The sequence below is a fragment of the Runella salmonicolor genome, from assembly GCF_024158025.1.
In the GTDB taxonomy this organism is placed as follows: Bacteria; Bacteroidota; Bacteroidia; order Cytophagales; family Spirosomataceae; genus Runella; species Runella salmonicolor.
Genome location: NZ_JAMZEL010000007.1, coordinates 292,461 through 311,800, shown reverse-complemented (window position 1 = coordinate 311,800; position 19,340 = coordinate 292,461). Strand labels below are relative to the sequence as shown.

The 19,340-nt window shown below is 43.0% G+C and carries 18 protein-coding genes and 1 tRNA gene; 10 read left to right on the top strand and 9 right to left on the bottom strand.

The window, feature by feature from the left end; all coding sequences use genetic code 11:
- Positions 1–10: 10 nt before the first annotated feature.
- From NCI00_RS18045 to NCI00_RS18035, 3 genes are read left to right on the top strand one after another with little or no spacing between them, the layout of a single operon-like run.
- Positions 11–1,207, top strand: a complete 1,197-nt coding sequence (locus NCI00_RS18045; protein WP_253529803.1) for a glycosyltransferase — start codon at positions 11–13, stop codon at positions 1,205–1,207.
- Positions 1,185–1,793 (top strand): sugar transferase, encoded by a 609-nt coding sequence (locus tag NCI00_RS18040; RefSeq protein WP_253529799.1) that lies wholly within the window; start codon positions 1,185–1,187, stop codon positions 1,791–1,793. The genes NCI00_RS18045 and NCI00_RS18040 overlap by 23 nt, the downstream gene beginning before the upstream one ends.
- Positions 1,794–1,797: 4 nt before the next feature.
- Positions 1,798–2,400, top strand: a complete 603-nt coding sequence (locus NCI00_RS18035; RefSeq protein ID WP_253529796.1) for an acetyltransferase — start codon at positions 1,798–1,800, stop codon at positions 2,398–2,400.
- Here NCI00_RS18035 and NCI00_RS18030 read toward each other — a convergent pair.
- Positions 2,387–2,719 (bottom strand): phage holin family protein, encoded by a 333-nt coding sequence (locus tag NCI00_RS18030; protein ID WP_253529793.1) that lies wholly within the window; start codon positions 2,717–2,719, stop codon positions 2,387–2,389. The two genes, NCI00_RS18035 and NCI00_RS18030, sit on opposite strands and share 14 nt — an antisense overlap.
- Before the next feature lie 203 nt (positions 2,720–2,922).
- Here NCI00_RS18030 and ubiE point away from each other — a divergent pair, with 203 nt between their 5' ends.
- The 5 genes from ubiE to NCI00_RS18005 all read left to right on the top strand — a co-directional run bounded on the left by ubiE (position 2,923) and on the right by NCI00_RS18005 (position 8,931).
- Positions 2,923–3,645: a bifunctional demethylmenaquinone methyltransferase/2-methoxy-6-polyprenyl-1,4-benzoquinol methylase UbiE gene (gene ubiE / locus NCI00_RS18025; protein ID WP_253529790.1), complete on the top strand. Its 723-nt coding sequence runs from the start codon at positions 2,923–2,925 to the stop codon at positions 3,643–3,645.
- Positions 3,594–4,328, top strand: a complete 735-nt coding sequence (gene porT / locus NCI00_RS18020) for a type IX secretion/gliding motility protein PorT/SprT (protein ID WP_253529787.1) — start codon at positions 3,594–3,596, stop codon at positions 4,326–4,328. The genes ubiE and porT overlap by 52 nt, the downstream gene beginning before the upstream one ends.
- A 153-nt stretch (positions 4,329–4,481) precedes the next feature.
- On the top strand, positions 4,482–5,441 hold the full coding sequence (locus NCI00_RS18015; RefSeq protein WP_253529784.1) for an isopenicillin N synthase family dioxygenase: 960 nt from the start codon (positions 4,482–4,484) through the stop codon (positions 5,439–5,441).
- Positions 5,442–5,530: 89 nt separating this feature from the next.
- Positions 5,531–6,736 (top strand): chromate efflux transporter, encoded by a 1,206-nt coding sequence (chrA, locus tag NCI00_RS18010; RefSeq protein WP_253529781.1) that lies wholly within the window; start codon positions 5,531–5,533, stop codon positions 6,734–6,736.
- A 44-nt stretch (positions 6,737–6,780) separates the two neighbouring features.
- Positions 6,781–8,931 (top strand): S46 family peptidase, encoded by a 2,151-nt coding sequence (locus tag NCI00_RS18005; RefSeq protein WP_253529778.1) that lies wholly within the window; start codon positions 6,781–6,783, stop codon positions 8,929–8,931.
- A 59-nt stretch (positions 8,932–8,990) separates the two neighbouring features.
- Here NCI00_RS18005 and der read toward each other — a convergent pair whose 3' ends face one another.
- Positions 8,991–10,298 carry a ribosome biogenesis GTPase Der gene (der, locus tag NCI00_RS18000; protein ID WP_114068183.1) on the bottom strand — a complete coding sequence of 436 codons (1,308 nt, stop codon included), beginning with the start codon at positions 10,296–10,298 and terminating at the stop codon, positions 8,991–8,993.
- Between the two features lie 318 nt (positions 10,299–10,616).
- Positions 10,617–11,543 carry a GTPase Era gene (gene era / locus NCI00_RS17995; RefSeq protein ID WP_253529775.1) on the bottom strand — a complete coding sequence of 309 codons (927 nt, stop codon included), beginning with the start codon at positions 11,541–11,543 and terminating at the stop codon, positions 10,617–10,619.
- Between the two features lie 125 nt (positions 11,544–11,668).
- Between era and NCI00_RS17990 the strand changes: the two genes are divergently transcribed.
- Positions 11,669–11,741 (top strand) — tRNA-Met (locus NCI00_RS17990).
- A 58-nt stretch (positions 11,742–11,799) separates the two neighbouring features.
- Here NCI00_RS17990 and NCI00_RS17985 read toward each other — a convergent pair.
- On the bottom strand, positions 11,800–12,897 hold the full coding sequence (locus NCI00_RS17985; protein WP_253529773.1) for a Gfo/Idh/MocA family protein: 1,098 nt from the start codon (positions 12,895–12,897) through the stop codon (positions 11,800–11,802).
- A 123-nt stretch (positions 12,898–13,020) separates the two neighbouring features.
- Entirely contained in the window at positions 13,021–14,289 is a 1,269-nt protein-coding gene (locus NCI00_RS17980; RefSeq protein ID WP_253529772.1) for an aminotransferase class I/II-fold pyridoxal phosphate-dependent enzyme, read from the bottom strand.
- A gap of 229 nt (positions 14,290–14,518) precedes the next feature.
- Here NCI00_RS17980 and NCI00_RS17975 point away from each other — a divergent pair, with 229 nt between their 5' ends.
- Positions 14,519–14,875: a hypothetical protein gene (locus tag NCI00_RS17975; protein WP_166558212.1), complete on the top strand. Its 357-nt coding sequence runs from the start codon at positions 14,519–14,521 to the stop codon at positions 14,873–14,875.
- Between the two features lie 25 nt (positions 14,876–14,900).
- On the opposite strand, the gene NCI00_RS17970 is transcribed toward NCI00_RS17975, so the two are convergent.
- The 4 genes from NCI00_RS17970 to NCI00_RS17955 form a co-directional block, all read right to left on the bottom strand.
- Positions 14,901–16,163, bottom strand: a complete 1,263-nt coding sequence (locus tag NCI00_RS17970) for an O-antigen ligase family protein (protein WP_253529771.1) — start codon at positions 16,161–16,163, stop codon at positions 14,901–14,903.
- Between the two features lie 52 nt (positions 16,164–16,215).
- Complete coding sequence (locus NCI00_RS17965; protein ID WP_253529770.1) at positions 16,216–17,352, bottom strand: glycosyltransferase family 4 protein; 1,137 nt, start codon at positions 17,350–17,352, stop codon at positions 16,216–16,218.
- A gap of 3 nt (positions 17,353–17,355) precedes the next feature.
- The gene (locus tag NCI00_RS17960; RefSeq protein WP_253529768.1) at positions 17,356–18,117 is read right to left on the bottom strand and encodes a class I SAM-dependent methyltransferase; all 762 of its coding nucleotides are present in this window, start codon (positions 18,115–18,117) and stop codon (positions 17,356–17,358) included.
- Positions 18,118–18,267: 150 nt separating this feature from the next.
- Complete coding sequence (locus NCI00_RS17955) at positions 18,268–19,314, bottom strand: glycosyltransferase (RefSeq protein WP_253529767.1); 1,047 nt, start codon at positions 19,312–19,314, stop codon at positions 18,268–18,270.
- Positions 19,315–19,340: the final 26 nt, after the last annotated feature.

Here is a 19,340-nt window from a genome sequence, read left to right as displayed (position 1 = left end):
ACCGGTAGGGATGATTCGTATTGTACAGACCTTCGCCGTGCCAATGTCGCTTTTATTTTTAGAAGGGCAAACGCATTTTTGGACACAAAATGGCTACAAAATTCATGTCTTAACGAATGGATGTGAAGAATTGGCCAAATTTGGCCAGCAGAATAACGTCCAAACTTCTTGTATTTCATTCTGCCGAACCAAGCATCTAAGCATGGATGACGTAAAGAGTTTTTTTCAGTTAAAGCGTTTTTTTCAAAAAATAAGACCTCTTATTGTCCACGGAAACACCCCAAAAGTGGCTTTGTTGACAATGATTACGGCTAAAGCGACAAATATTCCAATCCGCATCTACGAAATGCACGGCTTACCCCTCGAAACAGCGGGATGGGGAATGAAAATCGTTTATTTTTTAACCGAAAAAATATGCTGTCAACTCGCCACTCACGTCATAGCCGTGAGTCCTTCGTTAAGAAAATTGGTCATTACCAAAGGTCTGGTAGCTCCTTCAAAAATATCGGTCATGCACAATGGGAGCTGCAATGGTATTGATGCCATGCTCAAATTCAACCCTTCATTCACAAATAATCAGGAAGTTGAAGCCCTTAAAACAAAATACGGGATTGCTCCCAATCAGGCCGTTGTGGGTTTTGTGGGGCGTTTGACCAAAGACAAAGGTGTTATAGAATTGTATGAAGCTTGGCAAAAAGTCAAACAACGGTTTCCAAAGGCGATGTTATTGGTCATAGGCAGCGTGGATGAACGGGTCCCGCTTTCCAATAAATGGTTGGAGAAATTGGCCACTGATCAAACCATTGTTTGTACCGGAGAAGTTAAGAATATGGCATCACATTATGCATTGATGGATTTTATGGTACTTCCAAGCCATCGCGAAGGCCTTGGAAATGTAGTCTTAGAAGCGGCTGCCATGAAAAAACCATCTATTGTTTCGTATGTGACGGGGTTGAAAGATACGATTCTGAAGAATCATACAGGTCTTTTTTGCCAAACCCGTTCGGCAGACGACTTGATGCATAAAATCCTGTATTATCTTGATAATAAACCGATTGTGGAATCACACGGATTGGCCGCCCGCGCCTGGGTTATTCAACATTTTTGCCCTGTTGATGTATGGGAAGCAAAATTACAGTTATACCAACGCTTGGTGGCAGCGTACGAATCTGTAATTTTGCAAAATGAGCTATCAACGATTTCTTAAACCGGTCATTGATAAAATTTCCGCCTTTTGTATTCTTCTACTGACCCTTCCCATTACGTTGGTAGTCACCGCATTATTATATTTTTACAATCAGGGAAAACCTTTTTTCTTTCAATTACGTCCTGGGCAAAACGGTAAAATCTTTAAAATTATAAAATTCAAAACCATGAACGACCGCAGGGCGGCCAATGGAGAATTATTACCTGATAGCGCCCGCTTAACGCCCGTGGGACGGTTTGTACGCCAAACATCTTTGGATGAATTACCACAGTTAATCAACGTTTTGAAAGGAGATATGTCACTGGTTGGGCCAAGGCCTCTACTGCCCGAGTACTTGTCTCTTTACAGCCAACGTCAGCAACGCAGGCATGAAGTAAAACCAGGTATCACGGGCTGGGCGCAAATCAACGGACGCAACACTATTTCGTGGTCTCAAAAGTTTGAGTACGATATTTGGTATGCAGAACACATATCTTTGGGCCTTGACATTAAGATACTTTGGCTTACACTGATAAAAGTTTTCAAACGCGAAGGCATCAGTTCGGAGACGTCGGTTACAATGGAGAAATTTAAAGGAAACAACTAATACCATGCTTTTATACGGCGCAAGTGGCCATGCCAAAGTCATTATCAGTTGCTTACGAGCAAACAGAGTTCCTATTTCTGGAATTTTTGATGATGATTTACAAAAAAAAGATTTATGGTCGATTCCTGTTATTGGTAAGTACAACCCCGATTTTGATAATGAAAGCTTACTCATTATTGCCATCGGCAACAATCAAATCCGCCGCAAAATAGCCAGTTTTATCCAGCATCCATTCGGGAAAGTAACCCATCCTTCGGCCATTATCGACGAGTCGGTAAAGATGAGTGCAGGTTCCGTCATATTTCATAACGTGGTGGTACAAGCCGATGTAAATATTGGCAAACACGTCATTATCAACACTTCATCGTCGGTAGATCATGATTGTGTCTTAGGTGATTTTGTACACATTGCACCCAATGCAACACTCTGCGGAAATGTACAGGTGGGCGAGGGAACGCTCATTGGTGCCGGCAGCATTGTGACGCCTAACATCACCATTGGAAAAAACTGCCTGATTGCGGCAGGGAGTGTTATTACAAAGCATATTCCCGACTTTGCCATTGTACGGGGAAATCCAGCGCGTGTCCTTAAAATTACTTATGATTAAACACCCGAAACAATAATTGTCGTACCGCTTGTTGTACTTGTCGCCCCGCCTTCGCCCAAATAGCGGTACTTGCCGCCAATAATCCGAAGACAATTAAAAAACCTACATAGCGACTATCGAGCCATTCGTTAATCCCAAGCGCTAACATGATAAACAGGAAAATTCCCGTTAGGGCTGCCAATAACAACAGCACTATTAAATAAATAAGCTGGATAACAATGTTTTCAAGACGCTCCTGTGTTTCTGTTTTTATCAAATCCAAGCGCGTTTCTAGGTATTTAAAAAGGTAATTCTGGACCTCTTCTATTTTTTCAAACATTGTTTTTTGAATTGATGATGTATATTTTTTTGTTATCCGACGCTGACAAGTTCTGTCTGATAACAATTTTACATAAAACTATTGAGTCTTACAAAGCGTTTCCCATTTGTGGTTCGTAACTTTGTCGCTCTGGAAAGAGCCAGTTTCAGAACTGCAAAGGAGTGTTTCTATCGCTTTCTCTCTTATTTTGACTTCAAACTATTATGACGGTTGTACCATACAAAGATAAAGATTCAAGCAAACGCGAACAGATCGCGGAGATGTTTGACAATGTTTCGCCCAAATATGACTTTTTGAATCACCTTCTCAGCGCGGGCATTGATATTTATTGGCGCAAACGTGCCATCAAACTCCTGAAAAAAGAAAACCCACAAACGATTTTGGATATTGCTACTGGCACTGCCGACTTTGCCATTGAAGCTCTAGCCCTCAAACCCAAAAAGATTGTCGGTATTGATATTTCGGAAGGTATGCTTGCAGTGGGGCGGGAGAAAATCAAAAAACTTGGCATGGAAAATGTCATTGATCTCCGTACGGGAGACTCGGCCAATTTGCCTTTGGAAAGTAATTCTTTTGATGCAGTAATTGCCTCGTTTGGTGTTCGAAATTTTGAAAATCTGCTTCACGGCCTCACTGACATGTGTCGGGTGATGAAACCAGGCGGCACTTGCGTGATTTTGGAATTTTCAAAACCGAAAACTTTCCCGTTCAAACAATTATACAACTTTTACTTTCGTTACATTTTACCGATTGTAGGACGAATGGTCTCCAAAGATTCTGCGGCATATACCTATCTTCCCGAATCGGTGCAGGCGTTTCCAGACGGAAACGACTTTTTGAAAATTTACGAACAGGCGGGCTTCAAAAACACAAAATGCATACCACTCACGTTTGGAATTTGTTCGATTTACATTGGAAAAAAATAATACTCGGATTATTGATAGGCTGCGGCCTGCTTAATACTTCCGATGCACAAACCGTCGGCTATTTCCGAAAGCATCAGGAGTTTTATGACGACAAGCCAATCCATTATGGTTTTTTGTTTGCGTTGCCCGTTACATGCTTTCGCCTTGTCCATGACGATTCATTCTTAACACAAGACACCACAAACCGCATTACGGCACCAGTCACCGTCGGATTCCGTTTTGGTTTTGTCATGAATGGGTATCTCAACGACCACTGGGACATTCGCACCACGCCCTCTGTGTCGCTCTACAACCGAGCCGTAGAATATGAGTACGGCAGCGGCAAAAAACGCCGTGAACTACGCGAAGCCACGTGGATAGAAATTCCCCTTTTGTTTAAATACAAATCGCAACGGCGGATGAACTCACGCATGTATATGTTGGCGGGGGCCACGTTTGGGTTTGAAACCAATGTTCGCAAACGTCAATTACCTGGCTCTGACCGCCTAAATGCCAAAAGTGCCGACTTGACCATTGATTATGGATTTGGATTTGAGCAGTTTTTGGCCTACACTAAGTTTTCTCCTGAGCTACGATTTTCTCACGGAATCGTAAATTTATACCGTACCAACGACCCAAACTCTACAGCTAGCATCCGCCGGCTTACGTCGCATACCGTTACGTTGTATTTGATGTTTGAATAAACCGATTGTTTTTCTAAACTTTGCAGTAAGCGTTTATCCCCGCTTACTGTACGTAATTTATTAAGTACTTGTTTATCAAATCATTAATTTATTTAGATGATAAAAACAAGGATAATAATGGTGTAGAATTGTTCACTACCAACTTTCCAAATCATGTCAGAAACTGCACTTCTAGACGAAATTCCGTCATTAGATATTTCCGATTTTACCAGTGGAGACCCCGCCCGCAAATCCCAATTTGTCCAAGATTTAGGCACAGCTTTTAACAATATCGGTTTTGTTTGCATCAAAAACCACGGCCTTTCTGAAGACCTTCGCCTGAAGCTATATGATTCAGTACAACAATTTTTTAAACAACCCGACGACGTAAAGAAAAAATACGAATTTCCTGAGTTGTCTGGTCAGCGCGGCTACATCGGCAAAGGAAAAGAGACCGCCAAAGGCTTTAAAGTAGCCGATTTGAAGGAGTTTTACCACGTAGGACAGCCTGCGCCAGAAGGCGAAATGCCACACAATATTTTTCCCGAAGAAGTCCCCGAGTTTAAAGAATACACGCTCAAAGTATACGAAACTTTTGAGAACACTGGCAAAACCCTCCTGCGGGCCATCGCCATATATTTGGGGCTAGATGAAAATTATTTTGAAGATAAAGTCCGCAACGGCGACAGCATTTTGCGGGCGCTGCATTATTTTCCCCTCGACCCTGCAACAGTACCCGACGGGGCTGTTCGGGCAGCGGCGCATGGTGACATCAACCTCATTACCCTACTCATGGGTGCCAGTGCCGAAGGGCTTGAAGTACTACGCCGCGACGGCAAGTGGATTGCTATCACGGCATTACCCGATCAAATTGTGGTCAACGTAGGTGATATGCTCGACCGATTGACCAATCATAATCTCAAATCCACGATTCACCGCGTTGTCAATCCCCCTCGAGAGAAAATGAATACTTCGCGGTATTCTATTCCGTTTTTTATGCACCCTCGAGGCGATATGAATTTGACGTGTCTGGAGAGTTGTGTCGATGCCAATCATCCAAAACTCTACGTCGACATGACGGCGGGAGAATTTCTCAATGAGCGCCTCATTGAATTGGGTCTAAAAAAAGCATAAATTGCTTTTTCTCCAGTCGGGTAGTTTTCGAACAAGCAGAAAACTACCCGACAGATTTTTTTGTTAACCCCTAAAATCCCTTCTTCAGCGTGTCAGAATCACTCCTTCACCCGCCCGTTAAGCGGATTCGACACCTCATCTTTTTGAAAGATGTGCTGATTTTAGCGTTAACTTGCTTTGGAGGACCACAAGTACATTTAGTAATGTTTTTGGAACGGTTTGTGCAAAAACGCCGCTACCTTACCGAGGAAGAATTGCTTGAATTACAGGCGCTTTGCCAAATACTGCCCGGCCCAACCTCTACCCAAACAATTACCGCTTTAGGTTTTAAATTAGGCGGGCCTAATCTGGCCTACGCTACGGTTCTGGTTTGGTCATTGCCCGCAGTACTGGTGATGACACTCGCCGCACTCGGGATTTATTACCTCCAACAAAATCAGATTTCGCTCACTTTCATGCGTTTTGTGGAACCGATGGCGATTGGTTTTTTGGCGTATGGTGGGTATACAATTGGCGCCAAGGTTATTCACAAAAACACGCATTGGTTCATTTTGATTACGGCTGCGGTTATCGCTTATTTGTTCCCGTCTCCTTATATGACGCCCATTGTGATTGTTTTGGGTGGGTTTGTTACTTCTTTGGGGTTTCGCAAACACGAAAAAATGGACAAAAACCCCATTCACATTCAGTGGGCCAATTTCATTCTATGGCTTAGTGTGTTGGTTTTTGCGGCAGCCCTTGGAGCAATTACCCAGTCGCTGCCTGTTCGTCTTTTTGAAAATTTTTATCGCAATGGTAGCCTCGTTTTTGGAGGGGGGCAGGTACTGAATCCGATGCTGTACACGGAGTTTGTTGAATTTAAACAATACCTGACCCGACAAGAGTTTTTGAGCGGTATGGCGCTGGCCCAAGTGATTCCAGGACCTGTTTTTTCGATTGCTTCGTACATTGGGGCTTTGTCTATGCGCTCCGAAGGCGGGCTAGGAAGTCAGCTTTGGGGAAGTTTAGCAGCTACAACAGGAATTTTTTTACCAGGAACATTTTTAATATTCTTTGTTTATCGTTTCTGGAACAGCTTAAAAAAATACCGTGGGGTACGCGCCTCGCTAGAAGGAATAAATGCCGCAAGTGTAGGTCTTACCGCAGCCGCTGTAATCAGGATGTTTATCCCTACTGCTACCAATACCACGGCTATCATTACCATCATCGGAACACTCGGTATACTCCAATATACCAAAACCCCTCCTTACGTGATTGTACTGGGAGGCATCTTGTTAGGAATCCTTTTTCATTAATTTTACCGTATATCTTTTCTTTTTCAATCATTCCAAACTTTTCTATGAACAGACTAAAAATCACACTCTTATCTTTTGTTTTGGGGGTAAGCGTGTCTTATGCAAACGACCCCACCGACGAAGGGATGTGGCTGCCTTCTTTGATTGGCAAAAACGAAGCCCAGATGAAAAAACAGGGCTTCAAACTAACGACCAAAGACATCTACGATATCAACAATGCCAGTCTTAAAGACGCCATTGTACGCATGGGAGGCGGTTTTTGTACGGGAGAAATTGTCTCTGACAAGGGGCTTTTATTTACCAACCACCACTGCGGGTATGATGCCATTGCCACGCTTTCTACCCCCGCCGACAATATCTTAGACAATGGTTTCTGGGCCAAGTCTAACGCGGAAGAGCGCCCCGTAGAAGGATTATTTATTGACATTTTGGTTAGAATGGAAGATGTGACAGATAAGATTTTGCCCGAACTCAAAGGACTCAGCGAAAAAGACAGAGCCGCAAAAGTCAATCAGTTGGGCAATGAGCTTTCAAAAAAAGCTACCGACGGAACAACTTTCAACGCCTCTGTACGTGAGTTTGCTAAAGGAAACGCCTATTATTTGTTTGTTTTTGAGAAATTCTCAGACATTCGCCTCGTAGGTACCCCTCCCCAAAGTATTGGTAAATACGGCGGCGACACCGACAACTGGGAATGGCCACGGCATACGGGCGATTTCTCAGTGTTTCGTATTTATGCCAACAAAGACAACAAAGGCGCGGACTACTCCCAAGAAAATGTCCCTTATAAACCTAAGAAATTTCTACCAGTGTCGCTCAAAGGAATCAAGCCAGGAGATTTTACTATGGTTTTTGGTTTTCCAGGCCGCACCAATCGATACGAAACATCAATGGGTATCAAACTGGCAATTGAAAAGGTAAACCCAGGCATTGTTAAAAATCGGGACATTCGCCTAAAGGCCTGGAAAGAGGAAATGGATAAGGATGTGGCCACCAAACTGGCCCTTTCGTCAGAGTATGCCAACATTGCCAACTACTGGAAATATTTTATCGGTCAAACCCAACAGCTTCAACGCCTCAAAGTGTATGATCAAAAGGTAGCGATGGAGGCCAAATTTAACGCTTGGGCCAAAGGAAAAGCCGAGTATGAAGGGATTTTTGAGGAATGGCAGAAAGCATACGCCGCTTATGAGCCTTATGCCACTCACTCCACCTACCTTAATCAAGGCATCATCGGCGCCAATATCGTCAATCTAGCGCTGCCGTTGGTCATGGCCGAAGAACAACTCAAAGATCCCGTGAGAGCTAAAGCAATGGCTGAACGCATGAAAGGCTCAGCGGATGAGTTTTTTAAATCATTCAATTTGCCTTCAGACCAAAAAATTGTAGCTCAAACGTTATTGGCGTTTTATAACGACATTCCAAAGGAACAGCATCCCGCCATTATTCAGGAGATTTTGACAAAGTTTTCGGCCGGAACACCCGAGGAATCTTTCAAGAAGTTTGCGCAGGAAATGTATTTAACGAGCGTGGTAACCAACAAAGACCGTTTTGCTAAATTTGTAGAAAACCCATCCGCTGAGGTACTTGCCAACGACTGGGCGTTGAAATACTTTAGCGATTTTCGCAAGAATTACCTCACCAAATACGCAAAGTATAACGCTGATTTTCAGGAAACTGACAAAAAACTTTCGCGTATTTATATTAAAGGATTAACCGAAATGGATCCTTCTTTGGTTCAATACCCAGATGCCAACAGCACGCTGCGCGTCAGCTACGGAAATGTGCAAGATTATGACCCGCGCGATGGCGTACATTACAACTACAAAACAAACATTACGGGCGTAATTGAAAAATACAAACCCAACGATTACGAGTTTGACCTGCCCAAAAACTTTTTGGAATTGTATAAAAATAAAGATTTCGGCCAATACGCCGACGCACAGGGAGAAGTACCCGTAGGGTTTATTACCAACAACGACATTACGGGAGGAAACTCAGGAAGCCCTGTACTGAATGCCAAAGGCGAATTGATTGGTTTGGCGTTTGACGGCAACTGGGAAGCAATGTCGGGCGATATTGTATTCGATAAAAAATACAAACGCTGCATCAACGTAGACATTCGCTACGTACTCTGGTGCATCGAAAAACTCGGTGGCTCCGACTTAGTAAAAGAATTAAAAATAGTGAAGTAGTATTCAGTAGGCAGTTTACAGTAAGCAGCATTTAAAAACTGCCTACTGTAAACTGTTTATTATTTCTCGCGGAAGAAAATGGTAATCGGTGCACCTTCAAAACCGAAGTTATCACGCATCCGGTTTTCCAAATACCGCACATACGGCTCCTTGATGTGTTTGGGATAGTTACAAAACATCACGAAGGTCGGCGACGGTGTAGGCAACTGAATCATGTACTTGATTTTGATGTGCTTACCACGGTGCGCAGGCGGCGGATATTTCTCAATTTCAGCCTGCATTACTTCGTTCAACCTAGAAGTTGTAATCTTCTTCGTCTTATTTTCGTACACTTCCATTGCCTTTTCCATTACTTGGAAAATCCGCTGTTTTTCAACCACGGAAGCAAAGATAATGGGCATATAATCCATCGGCGCTAAACGTTCGAGCATCTCTTTTCGGAGCTTATCGACCGTTTTTGAGTCTTTTTCGACCAAATCCCATTTGTTAATCATAATCAGAATGCCCTTTTTGGCCTTGTGCGCCATCCCGATGATGTGCATATCTTGGGCTTCTAAGCCACGGGTTGCATCGAGCATTACGATGACTACGTCTGATTCTTCCATCGCTTTTACGGTACGCAACGTAGAGTAAAATTCAATGGCGTCTTTAACCTTGGCTTTACGACGGATACCAGCGGTATCGACCAAAATAAAATCTTTTCCGAACGCTTTGTAGTGGGTGTTGATGGCATCGCGCGTGGTGCCTGCAATATCCGTTACGATGCTGCGCTCTTTGCCCGTCAAAACATTCAAAAACGACGATTTTCCCACATTGGGTCGTCCCAAGATGGAGATTTTCGGAATTCCTGCATCAGGATCTTCTATTCCTGCCGTTTTGAAATGTTTTACCACATCATCTAGTAAATCACCCGTTCCGTGGCCTGTTTGCGAAGAAACAGGATAAGGGTCACCTAAGCCCAACTCATAAAACTCAGCCGTGGCGTGTTGGCGTTCCACGGTTTCAGCTTTATTGGCAACCAGAAAAACGGGTTTTTTAGATTTACGTACCACATTGGCAAAATCTTTATCCAAATCGGTAAGCCCCGACATACTGTCCACCATAAACAAAATCACGGTGGCCTCTTCCATGGCTATTTCGACTTGCTCGCGGATTGCATCTTCAAATACATCTTCCGAGCCTACCACGTATCCACCCGTATCAATGACGGTAAAATACTGCTCAGTCCAAAAGGCGTGGCCGTAGTGGCGGTCACGCGTTACGCCGCTTTGGTCATCCATGATGGCCTGGCGTTCTTTAATCAAACGGTTAAAAAGCGTTGATTTGCCCACATTGGGGCGTCCTACTATTGCTACTATATTTGACATTGTAATAAGTGTAAAGGAGAGAGTGTAAAGTGAAGCGTTTTACTTAATACGCTCTCTTAATCGTTTGATAGGCAAATAGTGTTTTTTATTCGCCTACATTTTTGTCTAATTCAATAAAACTTAATGTTATTTATTACGCCAATGCTTACGATAAGCCCCTTCATTGTTCCGTTTTTTGTCGTACACTAAGTGGAATTTCAGAAGAAATTGGCTATATATTTGAAGCTTGTGTATAAAACAACAATGCCTCAAACGCAAGAAAATCAGCTAATTATTAAGAAGTTACCTTACAAAATCGCGGCGTTTTCTTAATTACCCTTAGCCTTCGTATCCAAACTGTTTCAATTTCTGTACTTTATTGCGCCAATCAGGCTCCACTTTGACGTATTGTTCTAAGAACACCTTTTTACCAAAGAACTGTTCCAAATCTGCGCGTGCGGCCGAACCTATTTTTTTGAGCATGGTTCCTTTATCTCCGATAATGATTCCTTTCTGGCTCTGGCGTTCCACCAAAATTACCGCCCTGATAACAAGAATGTCCTTTTTATCTTTAAACTCCTCCACAATGATTTCGGTACTGTAAGGAATTTCTTTTTTGTAATTCAGAAACACTTTTTCCCGGATTATTTCGGCCGCAAAAAAACGCTCGGGTTTATCGGTCAGCTCATCTTTGGGAAAATACGGTGGATGCACGGGCAAACATTCCATGATGGCCGTAAATAAGGTATCTATTCCTTCCTGTTTGAGCGCAGAAATGGGAATAATAGCCGCCGTAAAAAGTTTTTCTTTCCAAAAAGCGATTTTTTCATTGATTTGTTCCTCCGTGGCAAGGTCGGTTTTATTGATGATCAAAATGACTGCTCCTTCGGTTTTGGCCAATCGTTCAAGCACCTCTTCGTCATCGTGTTTCTCAAAAATATCAGTCACAAAAAGTACCACGTCGGCGTCTTCAAGCGAACCCTGCACAAAATCCATCATCGATTCGTGCAGTTTGTATTGAGGCTTAATAATCCCTGGCGTATCGGAGTAAACCAACTGGAAATCAACACCTTCGTGAACGCCGTTCAAAATCCCCATGATTCGGTGGCGTGTTGTTTGGGCTTTAGAAGTGATAATTGACATCTTCTCACCCACCAATACATTCATCAACGTCGATTTTCCTACGTTGGGTTTTCCCACAATGCTCACGAATCCTGCGCGGTGATTGGGGTTGTTGTACACTTCTATATTTTCTGTAGTCTCCATTCGTATTCCTTCTTTACTGCACTATTTTTCCTTTGTTTGGGTCAAAGAAAAATATCCAATAAAATATTTTTTCACAAAGATAGTTGTTTTTTCTATAAAAGCTCTTACCTTTGCACTCCCAACATCGCGGGATAGAGCAGTTGGTAGCTCGTCGGGCTCATAACCCGGAGGTCACAGGTTCGAGTCCTGTTCCCGCTACGAAAAAAGTCGCTGAAATTCAGCGACTTTTTATTTTTTATACCCAAATTGTTTTCCCCTACAACTTCACTGGCTTACCCGTTTTGGAAGATTGTACCGCTGCTTCTAAAATTTCGACCACTATTTGATTAATTTCCAACGAAGAAAGGTCTTTTTGGGGCTTAATATCTCCCTTTACGACGGCCGCAAAATAAGAGAATGGGTCATCATAAGGAGCCGAAAGGGCAGGAATATCGCGCTTTTCTTCTGCTGCATCCCGTTTGACGCCATCACCGAGGCGGACGCGCATTTGTTGGGTTTTATCACATACTACGTAGCCTTTTTGCCCATAAATTTCCATGTCCTTACGGTCAAATGGCCAATTCCACGAGGCCTGAATAATAGCCTGTGCTTTGGGGTAAGTCAAAATAATGGTGGCTTCGTCGTCTACTTTTGGATACACATCCGGTTTTATTTGTTGGGTCACTGCCGTTACTGTCAGGGGGCGTTCGCCTTTCATGAGCCACGTCATCAAGTTGGCGCCGTAGCAACCAAAATCAATAATAGCTCCACCGCCGTTTTGAACGGGGTCGGTCAACCAACGCAAAAATTCCTGCGAACAACCAATTTCTTTGGGGCCACGGTGCCCATCATGCACTACGACTTTACGAATATCCCCCAGCGTATTTTGGGTGTGAATCAAATCATACGCCTGCTGATGGCTTGAATACCAAGTTGTTTCAAAGTTGGTCAGTAATTGAATATTGTGCTTTTGGGCCAACGCAATCATTGTCTTGGCATGAGCCGTGTTGACCGCCAGCGGTTTTTCAACCATGACATGAATGCCTTTGGGAGCACAAATATCAACGACTTGTTTATGCTCATAAATGCTGTTGAACGCACAAACAGCTTCAGGCTTAGTGGCCGCAATCATGGCTTCTAGTGATGCATACCAAAGCGACTCGGGCAGTTTATAGCGCTTTAGATAGCGCATCGCCAATTCCTTATTTGGCTCCGCCACACCTACAATCTCAACATCTCCCTGCGCAGGACGTCGTAAAATCTGGTGTACGTGGTCGTGCGTGAAGCCCGCAATGCCTAACCTGAGTGGTTTGGCAGCAACGGCCGATGCCCATAAAATTAAAATGAGCGACAAAAAGCGTAGCGAAAGGTTCATAATCAACGAGTTTTGGTACTATTGGTACTAAAAGTAAACGCTGTTCTAAACTTCCCCATTGGTTTTCAACAAAAACGGGCACTTTCAATGAAAGCGCCCGTTTTTGTTGAAAAAATATTTTAGTTAGGCAGGTACGGCCAAGTTGGCTCGGTAGACACCAGCATCTAATTTTTCACGCATTGTATCAAATGCATTTAGTGTTTTCTCTACATCTTCAAGCGTATGTGAGGCAGTAGGAATAAGGCGTAAAATAATTTGCCCTTTCGGAATCACTGGATACACAACAATAGAACAGAAAATACCCATATTTTCGCGTAAATCACGTACCATGTTGGTCACTTCTGGCAAGCCGCCTTCCAATCCTTGCATAAAGACGGGCGTTACGGGCGACTCAGTGTCACCAATGTTAAAGCCCCGACTACGCAAGCCATTTTGAAGCGCATGGACGATTTCCCACAACTGGGTGCGCAATTCGGGATGCGCTTTGATAAGCTCCAACCGTTTCCGACCTCCTTCTACATACGGCATGGGCAATGCCTTTGCGTAAGTTTGCGAACGCATATTGTATTTGAGGAACATGATAATGTCTGGATCATCGGCCGCCACAAAAGCGCCGATTGCGGCCATTGACTTGGCAAATGTGGAGAAATAGAGGTCAATCTCTTTGGATACGCCAAACATCTCTCCTACGCCGCCGCCGTTTTCGCCCATCGTTCCAAAACCATGTGCATCATCAACCAGCAACCGGAAATTATATTTTTTCTTGAGTTCAACGATTTTATCCAAACTCCCGACTTTGCCCGACATTCCAAAAACGCCTTCCGTAATCACCAATATCCCTCCGCCTTTTTCTTCAGCGAGTTTGGATGCCCTAATCAGGTTTTTCTCCAAACTGGCCATGTCGTTATGGTTATACTTATAGTATTGTCCCATTTTGGCTTTATGAAGTCGAATCCCGTCAATCAAACAAGCGTGAGCTTCGGCATCGTACACAATCACGTCGCGGTGGTCGCATACACACTCAATGACCGACATCACACCTTGGTACCCATAATTGAGCAAAAATGCATCTTTCTTTCCTACGAACTCCGCCAACTCTTTCTCAAACAGTTCGTGCAAGTCAGAATTTCCAGACATCATACGGGCACCCATTGGGTAAGCAAGGCCCCATTTTGCAGAAGCTTCTGCGTCGGCTTTGCGCACTTCAGGATGATTGGCCAAACCCAGATAGTTGTTCAGGCTCCAGTTGAGCACGTTCATACCGCGAAACTTCATGTGCGGTCCGATTTCGCCTTCCAGTTTTGGAAATGAGAAATAATGATGACTGTTTAGCGCTTTTGCAGAAGCCCCAATTGGTCCCCAGTTGTTGCGTAGTTTCTCGAAAATATCCACTTTACTATGCTGTTTTTTGGGTTTGATACCGTTTTTGAATAAATTTTGTGCAAAATTATATATTCCTAACTCAATTTCAAAGAGTTAGCCACTATGACGTGATTAAGACGAAGGTTAATACTACGAATTTTACCCCAAAATTAAAAATGAATCCGGGCGAAAAATCCATCCATGAATATTCTAACTTTGTGTGTTACCTTATTTTACATACTTTAAACCAATAAACTTTATGGACGAACAATTGAAATCTGCGGCAGAGCAAGCCAAAGCGAAAGCACAAGAATTAGCGGCTGAAGCCCAAGAAAAATTTGAGGAAATAAAAGGTGAAATCACCGAAAAACTACAAAGTGTTGACGTAGAAGCGCTGAAAGCGCAGGCATCAGCCAAAGCCGAAGAAATGAAAGCAGAAGCCACCGAAGCCTTTGCCGAAGCGAAAATAAAAGCGGAAGAGTTGGCCGTGGAAGCGCAGGAAAAATTTGAAGACCTGAAAGAGGAAGCTGAAGAAGCCATTGAAAAAGCCACGGGCTTCATCAAAGGTCTTTTTAGCAGCGATGAAGAAGGCGAAGCAAAAGAAGAAAAGAAATAATTGAACGCAGGCTGTAAACAACGCATCAATTGGGGTTTGCAGCCTGCATTTTTTTCTTTTTGGAAATATTCATTTCGGCTACAGGAAACTGAAGGGAAGAAAGGTGAATATAGTAAAATAAAAAGGTCATCCAGGGAAAAAACAAAAATTGCCCAGCATTAAGATTAGACTCAAAGTACGGAATCACCATCAGCGCGGGCAAAAAAACAAAGGATTGACTATCAAAGCGTACGTACTTCAAAAGTGCATTGAGGGCAAAAAAAACAATAAAGCACAAAAAAGAAAAAATCCCCCCCGAAAACAGAATTTCTAAGTACGAATTATGCGATGCTAAATCGGTTCGTATCCCTGCATAAAACTGGAGTCCTGCCCGAAAGCCGTCAAATCCAAACCCCGTAAAAAATACTTCTGGATTGTTGATAAATATCCCTAGAGCCTGTTCGGCCAATTTAAACCGCACTTCTCCTTTCTGCTTTCTAATATCTGCGTACTGCGCCCGCAAGTTGACCACCGAGTCGGGACTGGCAATGATATAATAGGCAAACCCAAGAATACACAAGGTGGCCGCTACTTTCAGATAAATGGAAATTTGTTTGCTGCGCAACACCAATACCAGTGTAGAGAGCGCCAAAGCAGCAAAACTGCTGCGCGAACCCGTCAGAACAATGGCCCATAATGCTAAAAAGACCACTAAAAAAAATAGGTTACGGGCCCATTTAGCCATGGGGCGATTGGCAAACAAATCAAAACCCATAACAATGAATATTGTACATCCCCATCCGATTACGTTTGCCTTATAAGAGCCAATTGATTGCCCGTACACGTTCTCAGATTGAAAAGCTACGCCCGCAATAAGCATTACTAGCACAGGATAGAAGTATACCAAGCTAAAAATCTGTAATAGTTTGATTTTGGCTTCGTCTTTGGAATAATGGGCAAAAAGATAGACGATAAAGTAGTTGGTATAAATTAAAAAGGGAATCCAAGCCACAATACGTTCAAAACTGCGCAAAAAATCAACACTGAACGGCAAAACAACCAAATTCAAAAACAGGAACAGGTATAAAACCCAGTTCTTTTTTTTATCGAAGATGTACTTTATTTCCCCTTGGGCCAGTATAATACCTGCCAAGGAAAAAATGACCAAACCCGTTCGAAAGAGTTTTGCCGCCTGAAACTCCTCCCCTCTCAAGCTATACCCGAATACCACTAAAAACACATTGAGAAAGTACAAAACAAGATGCCAGTCCCAATGCTGTTGATTCCGAAACAGATTACGCCAGTGCATTAATTTAGAGTTTACAATTCACCGTTTGTCAAAAAACCAGTCGAGCGGCCGGCTATCGTTTACGGGTCACTGATTCAAGCATTTCCACAAAATTGCGTAACATTTCGTCTTTTGAAAACTTTTGGATAAAACTCAGGCCATTTTCTGCTTTTTGAACGCGTAACTCGGGCATTTGAATGCACTCCGTTATGGCATCGGCCAACGCTTGGCTGTTTCCAGATTCTACCAACCAACCGTTTTTTCCGTTATCTAGTACCTCTGGAATCCCACCCACCGATGTACTTATGACCGATATTCCGTGGGCCAGTGCTTCAATATTAGCCACCCCAAACGCTTCAGTATAGGAAGGTACACAAAAAATATCGTAGGTACTCATATACTCAAATACTCTCTCCTGAGGTTGTGGCCCCACATAATCAAGCGTTGCATTAGAAACACCAGCAAAAATAGACCGTAAATGCGGTTCAAATGGAGGCTCAGGGCCCACGACGGTCAGTCGAAATTGATATTCTGTTATTTTTTGAAGGGCCTGCACCAGCATTGGCAAATTGCCAACCAAATAATCAGCCTTAACAAACAATACGTTGATGATTGCCCCAAAAGTGCGTTGCGGATTAAATTTCAGTCCCTCCAACGGGATGCATTTATACAAACGCTTTACTTTGGCTTCGGGTAAGTGATACGTCTTGATGAGGCGTTGTTTCAAAAATTCCGAATTGGCAATCACAAGTTGATGCTTAACGGCCGAGAGCTTTTCAAATTGCTGAAACGTAAACCGTTTCAGCCACAAAGGCGTAAGTTCCGCGTTTTTCCACGTCGCCAACATATTCTTCTCGTCGTTGACCATCCCCACTGTCGGCTTTGACGACACTAAACTTGCCCATGTACCATTAAACGAATTAATAAAAACCAATACATCAAAATCGTACTGTTTTTCGATTTTTTTTATCTGACGATAATAAATAAACCAGCGCAAAATCTGCCCCAACGGCTTGAGCAAACGGGGAATGTTGAGCGAAACTTTATACACATAAGGCACATCCTTCAGCCGTTGTTCCGAAACATCTTCCGTTAAAATCCTGATTTCGTGTTGCGGAAACAACCTATTAATTTCGGGTACGATATTGGCAAATCTTACCGGGCCGTTGGTAATATTTTCAAAGGCGTTGGTACAAAAAAGTATTTTCATTCTTTACTTTCTGGCAATATAGATTTTCTCATTAGGAGAAATCCCATACCGCTTGTTATCTATGTGTTGAGCATAGGTATCATCCTCTATTTCAAATCCTTGTGCGCGCATCCGGTCGGCATAATCAGCTCCATAGTACCAGCGTTGGTCATGACCATGATACAAGCCCAGCTTCTCTTCTTTCGTCAAACTCGTATCTGAAAACGAATAAGACTGCTTATAATTAATCGGATCATGAAAAATAGCGTATCCACCAGGTTTGAGTACCCTGTATACTTCCCTCATAGCCTTGGTATCATCAGGCACCATCACTAACACGCCAATGGCAATGACTACGTCGAAGGTATTGTCTTCAAACTGAATATCATCAATTGACATCACACAATCAGGCTTATCAGTAATACTGTGGGTAAATGAAGTCATGTTATCGGCCGTAAGATAGTCGATATATTGATTTCCTTTAACAGTCATAGACAAGCAGGTATCGGGCGCAAAATGCAATACTTTTTTGAGAGGAGCATCATAGAAGCCCAGTCGGTCGCGTAACGTAAGATAGGCGTACCGATGCCTTTCGAGCGATTTACAGCTCGGACAATAGGCATTCTGCCGGTAGCGAAAAGGCATAAATGCCTTATAATGATTTTGGCAAATGGGACACTCCACGGTGTCTCCCATTCGGTATGGAATACTCCTTACCTGTAAGCGCATATTACGCAAACGATTCATAAAAGCTTGACTGGCAATTAATTGAGCGTAGGGTTTCATGTTAGGCATACGATAAGATAACAACGAAATTCTAAGACAGTGGTGTGGTCAAGCAACCAACGTTTGCAGTACGGCGATGCAGTAGCAGTATCCAAATCAAAGAACATTTTCTTTCGTAGCCTCTCTATTTTGGGTGCGCATTTACTGTTTCTACGCTTCAAAAATCCTCACAATGTCCTGATAATTTGTTGTATCAGCTATTTCAAAGTTTTTTTTGCCAATCGCCAAAAGATTCATCTCTTGGGCAATTTTAAGGCATTCAATTAACGGGTAAAGTGTATTATCAAATAATAATTCTTGCTGGTGGCTCAGCAACCGAAGTGTACCCTCGGTTCGCAATGTAATGATAGGTTTTCCAAATGACATGGCCAAATCAACGGAGCCTGAATGGTCAATTCTTACAAAGGGCAAGACAACAACATCCGCCGCATTGAAAAAGTACTGAACGTCTGCATCTTCAATAAATCGATGGTGCCACTGAATGGTTGGAATATTCTTACTTTCGGCCAATAATGATTCCCAATAATCAGCATCGTAACTTTTTCCAGCAATAACAAGGCAAGTATTTAGGGAGCCCAACGCTGAATACGCTTTCAACAACTGATGAAGGCCTTTGTAAGGCTTTATTTCTCCAAAAAATAAAAACACAAAAGCCGCTCGGTCTACTCCCAATTTTTCACGACTTTCTGATTTGGTTGAGTCATTAGGATAATATGCATGATACGGTAAATCCTGAATTACCAAAACAACCTCGGGTTTCAATCCAAACCGACGAATGGCCTGTTGTTTTGTCGTTTCCGAATAAACCCTGATAGAGTCGCAGCGACGTAAAAAAAAACCATAAACGTGCTTCTCTAAACTTAACCAAACCCCCGCATGGTTTTGCAGATTGTGCAATGTATGTACGATTCTGACCCCTTGGATAGATTTTGCCCACAGGATTTCGGCCATGAAGACCAGCGATTTTATCCAGCTCCACAGCAATGATTTACCAATAATAAAGCTATGGACCCAATCATAATAGAGCACCTCTGGGTGGTGGGCTTTCAGGGCTTGGAAGGTACTTCCCAATGTATATTTCTTACCAACGGTCACTGTCATTCCATGTTTTCGTAAATATCGCACCAATTCGTATTGAAAAGGGTTTTCAGTACCCGCATCGGGCAAAACAACGACTTTGGGCAAAGCAGAAGACAATGGAAAGTGGTTTTAAAAAATTCGGA